The 13,188-nt window shown below is 58.3% G+C and carries 12 protein-coding genes; 11 read left to right on the plus strand and 1 reads right to left on the minus strand.

Annotation, left to right across the window (positions count from 1 at the left end; translation table 11 throughout):
- Nucleotides 1–9: 9 nt before the first annotated feature.
- The 9 genes from hpaI (at nucleotide 10) to yjiA (ending at nucleotide 10,079) form a co-directional block, all read left to right on the plus strand.
- Nucleotides 10–807 (plus strand): 4-hydroxy-2-oxoheptanedioate aldolase, encoded by a 798-nt coding sequence (gene hpaI / locus M2422_RS11615; RefSeq protein ID WP_064673190.1) that lies wholly within the window; start codon nucleotides 10–12, stop codon nucleotides 805–807.
- A gap of 21 nt (nucleotides 808–828) precedes the next feature.
- Nucleotides 829–2,181 carry a 4-hydroxyphenylacetate permease gene (gene hpaX / locus M2422_RS11620; protein WP_048978976.1) on the plus strand — a complete coding sequence of 451 codons (1,353 nt, stop codon included), beginning with the start codon at nucleotides 829–831 and terminating at the stop codon, nucleotides 2,179–2,181.
- On the plus strand, nucleotides 2,153–3,043 hold the full coding sequence (hpaA, locus tag M2422_RS11625; RefSeq protein ID WP_064673189.1) for a 4-hydroxyphenylacetate catabolism regulatory protein HpaA: 891 nt from the start codon (nucleotides 2,153–2,155) through the stop codon (nucleotides 3,041–3,043). Before hpaX ends, hpaA begins: the two co-directional genes overlap by 29 nt.
- Nucleotides 3,044–3,275: 232 nt before the next feature.
- Entirely contained in the window at nucleotides 3,276–4,838 is a 1,563-nt protein-coding gene (hpaB, locus tag M2422_RS11630) for a 4-hydroxyphenylacetate 3-monooxygenase, oxygenase component (protein ID WP_063439872.1), read from the plus strand.
- A gap of 17 nt (nucleotides 4,839–4,855) precedes the next feature.
- Complete coding sequence (locus M2422_RS11635; RefSeq protein ID WP_033144555.1) at nucleotides 4,856–5,368, plus strand: 4-hydroxyphenylacetate 3-monooxygenase reductase subunit; 513 nt, start codon at nucleotides 4,856–4,858, stop codon at nucleotides 5,366–5,368.
- 180 nt (nucleotides 5,369–5,548) lie between these two features.
- Nucleotides 5,549–6,466: a YafY family protein gene (locus tag M2422_RS11640; protein ID WP_033144554.1), complete on the plus strand. Its 918-nt coding sequence runs from the start codon at nucleotides 5,549–5,551 to the stop codon at nucleotides 6,464–6,466.
- A 191-nt stretch (nucleotides 6,467–6,657) separates the two neighbouring features.
- Complete coding sequence (locus tag M2422_RS11645) at nucleotides 6,658–8,811, plus strand: carbon starvation CstA family protein (RefSeq protein ID WP_023334384.1); 2,154 nt, start codon at nucleotides 6,658–6,660, stop codon at nucleotides 8,809–8,811.
- A 100-nt stretch (nucleotides 8,812–8,911) separates the two neighbouring features.
- On the plus strand, nucleotides 8,912–9,115 hold the full coding sequence (locus M2422_RS11650) for a YbdD/YjiX family protein (protein ID WP_003856610.1): 204 nt from the start codon (nucleotides 8,912–8,914) through the stop codon (nucleotides 9,113–9,115).
- A 10-nt stretch (nucleotides 9,116–9,125) separates the two neighbouring features.
- Nucleotides 9,126–10,079 (plus strand): GTPase, encoded by a 954-nt coding sequence (gene yjiA, locus M2422_RS11655; protein WP_033144553.1) that lies wholly within the window; start codon nucleotides 9,126–9,128, stop codon nucleotides 10,077–10,079.
- 429 nt (nucleotides 10,080–10,508) lie between these two features.
- On the opposite strand, the gene M2422_RS11660 is transcribed toward yjiA, so the two are convergent.
- Nucleotides 10,509–11,867, minus strand: a complete 1,359-nt coding sequence (locus M2422_RS11660; protein ID WP_064673188.1) for an esterase-like activity of phytase family protein — start codon at nucleotides 11,865–11,867, stop codon at nucleotides 10,509–10,511.
- Between the two features lie 411 nt (nucleotides 11,868–12,278).
- On the opposite strand from M2422_RS11660, the gene M2422_RS11665 reads away from it, so the two are divergent.
- Nucleotides 12,279–12,824, plus strand: a complete 546-nt coding sequence (locus M2422_RS11665) for a YfaZ family outer membrane protein (RefSeq protein ID WP_023310269.1) — start codon at nucleotides 12,279–12,281, stop codon at nucleotides 12,822–12,824.
- Nucleotides 12,824–13,144: a hypothetical protein gene (locus tag M2422_RS11670; RefSeq protein WP_039262264.1), complete on the plus strand. Its 321-nt coding sequence runs from the start codon at nucleotides 12,824–12,826 to the stop codon at nucleotides 13,142–13,144. Before M2422_RS11665 ends, M2422_RS11670 begins: the two co-directional genes overlap by 1 nt.
- Nucleotides 13,145–13,188 lie beyond the last annotated feature (44 nt).

Raw genomic sequence — 13,188 nt, forward strand, 5'->3', positions numbered from 1 at the left:
GAGACAACCATGCAAAACGCATTCAAAGCGGCGCTGAAGGCGGGCCGCCCGCAAATCGGTTTATGGCTGGGGCTCACCAGCAGCTACAGCGCCGAGCTGCTGGCCGGGGCAGGCTTCGACTGGCTGCTGATCGACGGCGAGCACGCGCCGAACAGCGTGCAGACCGTGTTAACCCAGCTGCAGGCCATCGCGCCCTATCCCAGCCAGCCGGTGGTGCGCCCGTCGTGGAACGACCCGGTGCAGATCAAACAGCTGCTGGACGTGGGGGCACAAACCCTGCTGGTGCCGATGGTGCAAAACGCCGACGAAGCGCGGCTGGCGGTACGTGCCACCCGCTACCCGCCCGCGGGCATTCGCGGGGTCGGAAGCGCCCTGGCGCGCGCCTCGCGCTGGAACCGCATCCCGGATTACCTGCAGCAGGCCAACGACGCCATGTGCGTGCTGGTGCAGATTGAAACCCGCGAGGCGCTAAAAAATCTGCCGCAGATCCTGGACGTTGAAGGCGTCGACGGCGTGTTTATCGGCCCGGCGGATCTGAGCGCCGACATGGGCTTTGCCGGCAATCCGCAGCACCCGGAGGTGCAGGCCGCCATCGAGCAGGCTATCGCGCAGATCCTCAGCGCGGGCAAAGCGCCCGGCATCCTGATGGCGAACGAGCCGCTGGCGAAACGCTACCTCGAGCTTGGCGCGCTGTTTGTCGCCGTCGGCGTCGACACCACCCTGCTCGCCCGCGGCGCCGAAGCGCTGGCGGCACGCTTTATCGAACAACCGGTTACGTCAGTTAATAACAATAAATCCGTCTACTAAACGTAAGATCTGGAGCGCACCATGACGACCTCTACCCTGCAAACCCATGATAATAAAGCTGTTGAACATCGCGCCATTAACAAGCTGTTCCGACGCCTGATCGTCTTTCTCTTTATCCTGTTTGTCTTTTCGTTTCTCGATCGCATCAACATCGGCTTTGCCGGGCTGACGATGGGCAAAGATCTGGGCCTCACGTCCACGATGTTTGGCCTGGCCGCGACGCTGTTTTACGTCACCTACGTGCTGTGCGGGATCCCGAGCAACATCATGCTGGCGAAGATCGGCGCGCGGCGCTGGATCGCCGGGATCATGGTGGTGTGGGGCATCGCCTCCACCTGCACCATGTTTGCCACCAGCCCTGAAACGCTCTACGTCCTGCGCATGCTGGTAGGCATTGCCGAAGCGGGCTTCCTGCCGGGGATTTTGGTCTACCTCACATGGTGGTTCCCGGCCTATCACCGCGCCCGCGCCAACGCGCTGTTTATGATCGCCATGCCGGTGACCATGATGCTCGGCTCGATCCTCTCCGGCTACATTCTGGCGATGGATGGGCTGTGGAACCTGAAGGGCTGGCAGTGGCTGTTCCTGCTGGAGGGGCTGCCGTCGGTGGTGCTCGGCGTGGTGACCTGGTTTTATCTCAACGACACGCCGGATCAGGCCACCTGGCTCGACGACGACGAAAAGCAGGCGCTGAAAACGATGATCGCCCGCGAGCAGGAGGTCGCCATTGCCCAGTCCGTCACGCCGCGATCGACGCTGCGCGAAGTGCTGACCCCGGCGGTGCTGCTCTACACGCTGGCCTACTTCTGCCTGACCAACACGCTCAGCGCCATCAACATCTGGACGCCGCAGATCCTGCAGAGCTTCAACACGGGGAGCAGCAATATCGTCATCGGCCTGCTGGCGGCGATCCCGCAGTTTTGCACCATTCTCGGGATGATCTGGTGGAGCCGACGCTCCGACAGGCTGAAAGAGCGAAAAAAGCACACCATCCTGCCGTACCTGTTCGCCGCGGCGGGATGGATGCTGGCCTCGGCCACCGATCACAGCCTGATCCAGCTGCTTGGCATCATTATGGCCTCAACCGGATCCTTTACCGCCATGGCGATATTCTGGACCACGCCGGATCGGGTGATTAGCCTGCAGTCCCGCGCGGTGGCGCTGGCGGTGATCAACGCCATCGGCAACGTCGGATCCGCCGTCAGCCCGCTGCTGATCGGCATTCTGCGCGACGCGACCGGCAGCTTCAGCTCCGGACTGTGGTTTGTGGCCGGGCTGCTGGTGGTCGGCGCGCTGGTGCTGACGCGCATTCCGATGACGCAGCGGGATCAACAGAGGAACGAGCATGTGCCAGAGCCCTATCGCCAACATTGATATCAGCAAGGAGTACGACGAAAGTCTGGGCACCGACGATGTGCACTACCAGTCGTTCGCGCGCATGGCGGCCTTTTTTGGCCGCGACATGCAGGCGCACCGTCACGACCAGTATTTTCAGATGCACTTTCTCGATACCGGGCAGATTGAGCTCCAGCTCGACGATCACCGCTACTCGGTGCAGGCCCCGCTGTTCGTCCTCACGCCGCCGTCGGTGCCGCACGCGTTTATCACCGAATCCGACAGCGACGGACACGTGCTGACGGTGCGCGAGGATCTCATCTGGCCGCTGCTGGAGGTGCTCTACCCCGGCACGCGGGAAGCGTTTGGCCTGCCGGGGATCTGCCTCTCGCTGGCCGACAGGCCGGACGAGCTGGCGGCGCTGAAGCACTACTGGCAGCTCATTGCCCGGGAATCCACGGAACAGCTGCCGGGGCGCGAACATACTCTGGTCCTGCTGGCGCAGGCGGTGTTTACTCTGCTGCTGCGTAACGCGAAGCTCGACGACCACGCTTCGGGCGGCATGCGCGGCGAGCTGAAGCTGTTCCAGCGCTTTACCCAGCTGATTGACGTTCATTACCATGAGCACTGGACGGTGCCGGAATACGCCAGCGAGCTGCACCTGACCGAATCCCGCCTGACCGATATCTGCCGCCGCTTCGCCAACCGCCCGCCGAAGCGGCTGATCTTCGACCGCCAGCTGCGGGAAGCCAGGCGGCTGCTGCTCTTCTCCGACAGCGCGGTCAGCGACATTGCCTGGCAGCTGGGGTTTAAGGATCCGGCCTATTTTGCCCGGTTTTTTAATCGCTTAGTGGGGTGTTCGCCGAGCGCGTATCGGGCGCGGAAAGTACCAGTGTCGTAAAACCTTACCCCTCACCCTAACCCTCTCCCCATAGGGGAGAGGGGACGATTTCTCCCTCGCCCCTTTGGGGAGAGGGCCGGGGTGAGGGGACAACGATCACAAATCCCAATCCAGCCCGAAAAGTACCCGCCGTTGTCCCAATCGTCCCTTCACGTTCCGCCCCTCTCAGGCTTCAATTAAACAACAAAAACAAAACATAAATTTAACAACTCTATTCCGATACGAGGTCCCTATGAAGCCTGAAGATTTCCGCGCTGATGCCAAACGTCCGTTAACCGGCGAAGAGTATTTAAAAAGCCTGCAGGACGGCCGTGAGATTTATATCTACGGCGAGCGCGTCAAAGACGTCACCACCCATCCGGCGTTTCGCAACGCGGCGGCCTCCATCGCACAGATGTACGACGCGCTGCACAAGCCGGAGATGCAGGACACGCTCTGCTGGGGCACCGACACCGGCAGCGGCGGCTATACCCACAAGTTCTTCCGCGTGGCGAAAAGCGCCGACGACCTGCGCCAGCAGCGCGACGCCATCGCCGAGTGGTCGCGCCTGAGCTACGGCTGGATGGGCCGCACGCCGGACTACAAAGCCGCGTTCGGCTGCGCGCTCGGCGCCAACCCGGCCTTCTACGGCCAGTTCGAACAGAACGCCCGCAGCTGGTACACCCGCATTCAGGAAACCGGCCTGTACTTCAACCACGCCATCGTTAACCCGCCGATCGACCGCCACAAGCCGGCGGACGAGGTGAAAGACGTCTACATCAAGCTGGAGAAAGAGACCGACGCCGGGATTATCGTCAGCGGCGCGAAAGTGGTAGCAACCAACTCGGCGCTGACCCACTACAACATGATCGGCTTCGGCTCCGCGCAGGTGATGGGCGAAAACCCGGACTTCGCGCTGATGTTCGTCGCGCCGATGGATGCCGAAGGCGTGAAGCTGATCTCCCGCGCCTCTTACGAGATGGTGGCAGGCGCAACCGGATCCCCGTACGACTACCCGCTCTCCAGCCGCTTCGACGAGAACGACGCGATCCTGGTGATGGATCATGTGCTGATCCCGTGGGAAAACGTGCTGATCTACCGCGATTTCGACCGCTGCCGTCGCTGGACGATGGAGGGCGGTTTCGCCCGCATGTACCCGCTGCAGGCCTGCGTGCGTCTGGCGGTGAAGCTCGACTTCATCACCGCCCTGCTGAAAAAATCCCTGGAGTGCACCGGCACCCTGGAGTTCCGCGGCGTGCAGGCGGATCTGGGCGAAGTGGTGGCCTGGCGCAACATGTTCTGGGCGCTGAGCGACTCCATGTGCTCCGAAGCCACCCCGTGGGTCAACGGCGCGTATCTGCCGGATCACGCCGCGCTGCAAACCTACCGCGTGATGGCGCCGATGGCCTACGCGAAGATCAAGAACATCATCGAGCGTAACGTGACGTCCGGGCTGATCTACCTGCCGTCCAGCGCCCGGGATCTGAACAACCCGCAGATCGACCAGTATCTGGCGAAATACGTGCGCGGCTCCAACGGCATGGATCACGTCGAACGCATCAAGATTTTGAAGCTGATGTGGGACGCCATCGGCAGCGAGTTCGGCGGCCGTCACGAGCTGTACGAAATCAACTACTCCGGCAGCCAGGATGAGATCCGCCTGCAGTGTCTGCGCCAGGCGCAGAGCTCTGGCAACATGGACAAAATGATGGCGATGGTCGACCGCTGCATGTCCGAATACGACCAGCACGGCTGGACGGTGCCGCACCTGCACAACAACAGCGATATCAATATGCTCGACAAGCTGCTGAAATAGCGCAGCGGGAGGTTGCAATGCATTCAGATGAACAACGCCTGCGTTTTCGCGACGCAATGAGCAGCCTGTCGGCGGCGGTTAATGTGATCACCACCGAGGGCGAGGCGGGCCGCTGCGGCATTACCGCCACCGCCGTCTGTTCGGTCACGGACACCCCGCCGTCGGTTATGGTGTGCATCAACGCCAACAGCGCCATGAACCCGGTATTTCAGGGCAACGGCAGGCTGTGCGTTAACGTGCTGAACCACGAACAGGAGATCATGGCTCGCCATTTTGCGGGGATGACCGGTATGACGATGGAGGAGCGCTTTACCCTCTCCTGCTGGCAGAAAGGACCGCTGGCGCAGCCGGTGCTCAAGGGCGCGCTCGCCAGCCTTGAGGGCGAGATTAGCCAGGTGCAAACCATCGGCACGCATCTTGTCTACCTTGTTGAAGTTAAGAACATCATTCTGAGTGACGCGGGACACGGTCTGATCTACTTCAAGCGCCGTTTCCACCCGGTCATGCTGGAGGCGGAAGCCGCCGTGTGATCCCCCCCTCGCGCTGGCCTTTTTTTCCGGCCAGCGCCGCTTTCTACAAAAACTCCTAAGGTTTCCGCTAAATCACGCCGTTATATACCCATAAGAGAAATTTTCTGTGACTGAATACTGACACCCTTTGTCAGTGCATCCGCATCATTCAGCGCATACCTAAATATACAGGATGACCTTATGGCTAAAACGACGCGGAGCCGCTCGGCTGAACGTCTGGTCGATATTCTGGTTGAGCTACATTTAAACGGTGTGGTAAACCGCAGTGCGCTAATGGAAAAATTTAAAATTACCGAGCGTACCGTCTACCGGGATTTAAATGCCCTCTCTCCCATTGTTGAGCATACCGGTAACGGGCTATATCGGCTGATCCATTCTGCACAATCGCCCGGCGGACAAGGCTTACATCACACCCTTGCTAACTTCCTGAATGCTGACAGCTTTTTCCCTGAAAGAAATATGGAATTCTGGCAAAAGCTTGAAACGCGCGTTGACGAAAACCATATTCTCATTCTTGGAAATGAGGCAGAACACACGGTAGAACGTGATATTCGCCGTCATTTAACGAAAATCGAGAGATCGATTAAAAACCATAATGTTTGTCAGATCGTTTATAAGGGAAAAACCCGTCTGATTAATCCCTATAAACTCATTAACAAAAAAAATATATGGTATTTACAAGCCACCGAAAATAGCCGCCTGAAATCCTTCTCATTGAGCCAGATTAGCTGGTTTGATATTCAGAAAACGACCTTCACGCCCGAAGAAAATGTCCTTGAGCTGCTGGAGAAAAGCCTCGATCCCTGGGTGTCTGAAAATACTTTCGCGGTGAAAATATTTATCAAAGATAATATTTCACATTACTTCCTGCGCCGCGATCTTCTGCCGGAACAGGAGCTGCTGGAGGAGCAGCAGGGCGGCGTCACGCTGCGCTGCCAGGCGGCGCACGAGAACCAGATCCTGCCGCTGCTGTTCTACTGGCTGCCCCACATTCAGATTCTGGAACCGAACTGGCTGAAGGAAAAACTGATTAGAACGCTGGAGAACTATCTGGCGGTGGAGCGTAACCCGAATAATCAAGTGATCTCAATCACATAATTTCGCCCCCTGGCGGCGAGCCGGAACCGCTCGTCGCCCCCTTTGACCGCTCACCCGGCACTTTCAACCACTCATTCATTTACCGTCCTTTACACGCGCGAGGATCTGGCACGATCGCTCCAGCATTAATCAATACCTCCTCACAACGAACCCTGACCCTTTTTTCTTTACATAAAAAACCAGGTCTTACTATGGATACTAAAAAACTACTGAAGCACGTGCCCTGGGCCTTACTCGGGATCCTCGGCGCTTTTTGTCTGGCGGTTGTCGCATTACGCCGGGGCGAACACGTAAGCGCCCTGTGGATCGTGGTTGCGTCCGTTTCCGTCTATCTTGTTGCTTATCGCTACTACAGCTTGTACATCGCGCAGAAGGTCATGAAGCTCGACCCGACGCGCGCCACTCCGGCGGTCATTAACAATGACGGCCTGAATTACGTGCCAACCAACCGCTACGTGCTGTTTGGTCACCACTTTGCCGCTATCGCGGGCGCAGGCCCGCTGGTCGGCCCGGTGCTGGCCGCGCAGATGGGCTACCTGCCGGGTACCCTGTGGCTGCTCGCAGGCGTGGTGCTGGCGGGTGCGGTGCAGGACTTTATGGTGCTGTTTATCTCTTCTCGCCGTAACGGCGCCTCTCTGGGTGAGATGGTCAAAGAAGAGATGGGCCGCGTGCCGGGGACGATCGCTCTGTTCGGCTGCTTCCTGATTATGATCATCATCCTCGCGGTGCTGGCCCTGATCGTGGTGAAAGCGCTGGCCGAAAGCCCGTGGGGCGTCTTCACCGTCTGCTCAACCGTGCCAATTGCGCTGTTCATGGGGATCTACATGCGCTTCCTGAGACCGGGACGCGTAGGTGAAGTGTCGGTGATTGGTATCGTGCTGCTGGTAGCCTCCATCTACTTCGGCGGCGTGATTGCGCACGACCCTTACTGGGGCCCGGCGCTGACCTTCAAGGACACCACCATTACCTTCGCGCTGATTGGCTATGCGTTTATCTCCGCGCTGCTGCCGGTCTGGCTGATTCTGGCCCCGCGTGACTACCTCGCGACCTTCCTCAAAATCGGCGTTATCGTCGGTCTGGCGATCGGTATCTTGGTGATTAACCCGGATCTGAAAATGCCTGCGGTAACCCAGTACATCGACGGTACCGGCCCGCTGTGGAAAGGCGCCCTGTTCCCGTTCCTGTTCATCACCATCGCCTGCGGTGCGGTCTCCGGCTTCCACGCCCTGATTGCGTCCGGCACCACGCCTAAGCTGCTGGCGAACGAGAAAGACGCGCGTCTGATCGGCTACGGCGCGATGCTGATGGAGTCCTTCGTGGCGATCATGGCGCTGGTTGCCGCGTCTATCATCGAACCGGGTCTCTACTTCGCGATGAACACCCCGCCTGCGGGCCTCGGCATCACCATGCCAAACCTGCACGAGATGGGCGGTGACAACGCGGCGCTGATTATGGCGCAGCTGAAGGACGCGAGCGCACACGCGGCGGCGACCGTCAGCTCCTGGGGCTTCGTGATTTCGCCTGAGCAGATCATGCAAACCGCGAAGGACATCGGCGAACCGTCCGTACTGAACCGCGCCGGTGGCGCGCCGACGCTGGCCGTCGGTATCGCACACGTGTTCCACAAGGTGCTGCCGTGGGCGGACATGGGCTTCTGGTACCACTTCGGTATTCTGTTCGAAGCGCTGTTCATCCTGACCGCGCTGGACGCCGGTACCCGTGCGGGCCGCTTCATGCTGCAGGACCTGCTCGGTAACTTCGTGCCGTTCCTGAAGAAAACCGACTCTCTGGTGGCGGGTATTCTGGGTACTGCGGGCTGCGTCGGCCTGTGGGGCTACCTGCTGTATCAGGGCGTTGTCGACCCGCTCGGCGGCGTGAAGAGCCTGTGGCCGCTGTTCGGTATCTCTAACCAGATGCTCGCAGCCGTTGCTCTGGTGCTCGGTACCGTGGTCCTCGTGAAGATGAAGCGCACCAAATACATCTGGGTAACCGTTGTTCCTGCGCTGTGGCTGCTGCTCTGCACCACCTGGGCGCTTGGCCTGAAGCTGTTCAGCGCCAACCCGCAGCTGGAAGGCTTCTTCTTCATGGCTAACCAGTACAAAGAGAAGATTGCCGCAGGCGGAGCGGACCTGACCGCTCAGCAGATTGCCAACATGAACCATATCGTGGTGAACAACTACACCAACGCGGGTCTGAGCATTCTGTTCCTGGTGGTGGTGTACAGCATTATTTTCTACGGCATCAAAACCTGGCTGAACGTGCGCAACGCCGACGGCCGTACGGATAAAGAAACCCCGTACGTGCCGGTGCCGGAAGGCGGCGTGAAGACCTCTTCACACCATTAATCCGCAATCCTCCCCCTCTCCCTTTGGGAGAGGGCTGGGGTGAGGGAAACATAAGCCCAGCGGACTCACATCGCCGGGCTTTTTCTGTCTGGAACCCACAATGTTTGGTAACTTAGGCGAAGCAAAAAAATACCTCGGTCAGGCGGCGAAAATGCTGATTGGCATTCCGGACTATGACAACTACGTTGAGCATATGAAGACCAACCATCCGGATAAGCCCTACATGACCTACACCGAATTCTTCCGCGAGCGTCAGGAAGCGCGCTACGGCGGAAGTGGAGAAGGCGGCGTTCGCTGCTGCTAAAGGAGAGACCATGACCCCGATTGCCGTTACCCTGCTGACCGGTTTCCTCGGCGCCGGTAAAACCACCCTGCTGCGCCACATCCTGAACGAACAGCACGGCTTCAAAATCGCCGTCATCGAAAACGAATTCGGCGAGGTCTCCGTTGACGATCAATTGATCGGCGATCGCGCCACCCAGATCAAAACCCTGACCAACGGCTGCATCTGCTGCACCCGCTCTAACGAATTAGAAGACGCCCTGCTGGACCTGCTCGACAGCCGCGATCGCGGCGAGATCGACTTTGACCGCCTGGTGATCGAGTGCACCGGCATGGCCGACCCCGGCCCGATTATTCAGACCTTTTTCTCTCACGAGATCCTCTGCCAGCGCTACCTGCTGGACGGCGTCATTGCCCTCGTCGACGCGGTTCACGCCGACGAGCAGATGAACCAGTTCACCATCGCCCAGTCTCAGGTGGGCTACGCCGACCGCATCCTGCTGACCAAAACCGACGTGGCGGGCGAAAGCGTTAAGCTGCGCGAGCGCCTGACGCGCATTAACTCCCGCGCGCCGGTTTACACGGTGACGCACGGAGACATCGCTCTGTCTCAGCTGTTCAATACCAACGGCTTTATGCTGGAAGAGAACGTCACCGCAAAGCCGCGCTTCCACTTTATGGGAGACAGGCAAAACGACGTGGCGTCGATAGTGGTGGAGCTGGACTACCCGGTGGACATCAGCGAGGTTTCGCGCGTGATGGAAAACCTGCTGCTGTCGTTTGCCGACAAGCTGCTGCGCTACAAAGGGATGCTGTGGATTGACGGCGAGCCGAACCGCCTGCTGTTCCAGGGCGTACAGCGCCTGTACAGCGCCGACTGGGATCGCCCCTGGGGCGAGGAAGCGCCGCACAGCGTGATGGTGTTTATCGGTATCCAACTCCCGGAAGAAGAAATTCGGGCGGCGTTTGCGGGTCTGAAGAAATAACAGCCATGCATCCCCTCTGCCCAGTAATTTATTAACCTGAAGCGATGAACGTTGCTTCAGGTTAATTAATGACTTACAGCGACGCCCTGGTCCGGCTGTAAATCGCCGAAGCGTTTCCGTAAGGCCGGGGCGAGGCGCAGGGATGCGCCGAGAGGGCGTGGCCTGCAGGGATGCAGGCTCATGCCCGACCCGATAGCCTGAAGGAATAAGCTGAGGGCACCGCGAAGCGGCGATTTACCGCCGGGAGCCCGGGTCGCCAGGGTGGTGGCGATTGAGCCACCCTGGCACGTTCACCGGTCATGCCGTTACAGAGTAGCAAGGAACATGAAGTGAACGGAATGACCACTAGAGCCGTATGTTCCCCCTCACCCCAGCCCTCTCCCTCAAGGGAGAGGGGGCGTCTGTGCAGGCATTATTTTGTGGGGATACTTATTTCACCGCCTCCGGCAGCGTCACAATCCACAGCTCGCTGTCCGACTCCGGCTTTTTCAGCGGCTTCACGCTGAGCGTGGTTTCAACTGGCTTATCATCCAGCGTCAGCTTGCCTTCCGCGTTCACCCGATAATCCTTGAGCTTCTTGCCCTCGACCGGGTTTTGCATCGCCACCTTCACGCCAAAGTCGTTATCGTTCGCTACCGCAAGCGTTTTGCTGTCGATCAGCGCCAGCCCTTCGGCCTTCTCCTGCTGCCAGCCCAGTGCGCGGAGATCGACGACCTGCGTTTTAGCCGCAAGGGTAATGCCGCGCTGCGCCAGGGTTTTCTCATCATCAAACTCCGGGTATTCGCCCGGCTTGTCGAAGGTGGTCAGGTCGCTCGCCTTGCTGAGATCCACCTTGTAAATCAGGTTACGCATCCCGTCGTTTTTATCGCTTCCCTGCTCAATCAGCAGGATGTGCTGGTCATCGAGCGCCACGATGTCGCCGATTTTGGCGTCGCTGTTTTTGCTGTAGGCCGCGCTGTCGATAGGGTAACCGTACATCGCCGTTTTCCCGGTCGCCGGGTCGAAGCTCACCAGACGCGTAAACAGCGCCTGCTTTTTGCTCTTGCCGTCAATATCCAGCGTGCTTTGCACGGCGGCGATAATCCGCCCGTCCGGCATCCGGGTCAGGCCTTCAAAGCCCCGGTTCGCCTGGCGCCATTTGATGATGTTTGGCAGGCCGCCCGCGATGGATTTCTCCCCTTCCGCGGCCTGCGGCCCGTGGATCGCCAGGATCTTCCCTTTGCTGTCGACGTTAATCAGGAACGGACCATATTCGTCGCACAGCCAGTAGCCGCCTTTGCCGTCCGGGGTGATGCCTTCCGTGTCCAGCCCGCGGTTGTCGCCCTTCAGGATCTTGAGGGTGTCGCTGAACGCCACTTCATTGGTGGAGCCAATCACGCCGCTTTGCAGCGGCAGACCGTTGATCTCGCCTTTATCATCATGCAGCGGGCGGGCGTCGACAGCCTCCGCTTTGCCGTTCTGAACGCGGATGGTCATCAGCAGCGGCGCGAAATCTGGCGTGACAAATATTTTGGCTTCGTTTTTACCCATTTTTGGCGCATCGGCGTTTGGACCGCGATCGGTCACGGTCGCAAAGGTCAGGGCGTCGCCCTGCTTGCCCGTAAACAGCAGGCCGGAGCCGATTCCCACAGGGAGTCCGTTCGGAAACGCGCTGGCAAACGCGCCGCTGTAGCTCACGTGGGAGCCTTCAGGGAAGCTGACGACATAGCGCTCAGCAGTGGGCTGCGCCGCCAGGCCAGAGAAAGAGAGCGCACAGCCGATAAGTACAGGAATAATTTTTCTTTTCATATTGTTAGCATCCAGTTAGTGAAGCCAACAACGTAAAGAATAAACGTGTCAGAAAAATGACATGGAAGGGAAACCGGCCTGCGCGATTGAACGTATATTCATCGCTCGAAATGTAAGGCTTTGTTGTTTTGTGTGACAGGCGAAACATTTTTGGAAATTATTAGAAACCCAATTAATTCATCTCAAATCACTATCCCCGCCTCGTTCAGTTTATGTTTAGTCAAAAAACTAAACGGTTCCTAAACGCTAAAAACATCCCCTGTTGACACCCCGACAATCAAACATCATTGCAACAACTTCAATAAAAAAGTTAACAATATCAGTATAAAACCGCGATTTATATCACATTTGCAGTCATTAACATCGCTTGTTAAGGTGCGCCCAGATGAATTTAATGACGAGGCAAAAAACATGAAAAAACTGAATATCCTTCTTCTTTCTGCTCTGGCTGCCGTATCGGGTTCCGCACTGGCGATGGGCGGCACCGTTGAGCAGGGTAAAAACTTTACCAACCTCAATCTGGAAATGGGGAAATCCTCATCCGGTGTTTATCTGGAAAGTAACTGGCTCAAAAACACCGACGACGGTACCCAGACCGGCGGCGTGGGCGCAGGCTACAACCTGGGTCTTGGCCCGGTGATGCTGAACGCGGGCGCAAAAGCCATCTACCTCGGCCCGAAAAAAGGCGATAACGGCGTGGCGTTCCCGATTGGCGGCGGCGTAAACGTTGCCCTGACCGACAGCATCCACGTGTACGGTGAAGGCTATGTCGCACCAGAAGGCCTGAACAACAGCGTGAAAAACTACGTCGAAGCCAACGGCGGCGTAAGCTGGACGCCAATTACGCCAGTGACCCTGAAAGTGGGCTACCGCCACGTGAGCGTGGACGGAAAAGACGGTCGTCCTGGCCACACGCTGATTGACGGCGCATATGTAGGCGGTGGAGTCACCTTCTGATGAAACACCGCATGACCGCGCTTTGCGTTCTGAGCCTCACGCTGATGCTCGCCGGCTGCGTCCAGTACAAATGGGTGAAACCGGGCGTCAGCGATGCGGAAATGAATAAAAAGCTCACGGAATGCGAAGCGCAGGCGCTAATCGATCTGCCCCCGGATAACGTCGTGACCGGATCCAGCTCGGAAAAAACGGACAAAAAGAACAAGAAAAAGGATATTTCCACGAGCTACACGGTTGAAGACGCGAACGAATATCGCCGGGATACGTTAGTTGACAGCTGCATGTTTAAAAGCGGCTGGGACAAGATCGAAGTGCAATAATCCCTTAAAAAAAACCTGCCGGCTGGCAGGTTTTTTATTATCTC

Source organism: Enterobacter sp. SLBN-59 (assembly GCF_024807915.1).
In the GTDB taxonomy this organism is placed as follows: Bacteria; Pseudomonadota; Gammaproteobacteria; order Enterobacterales; family Enterobacteriaceae; genus Enterobacter; species Enterobacter asburiae_B.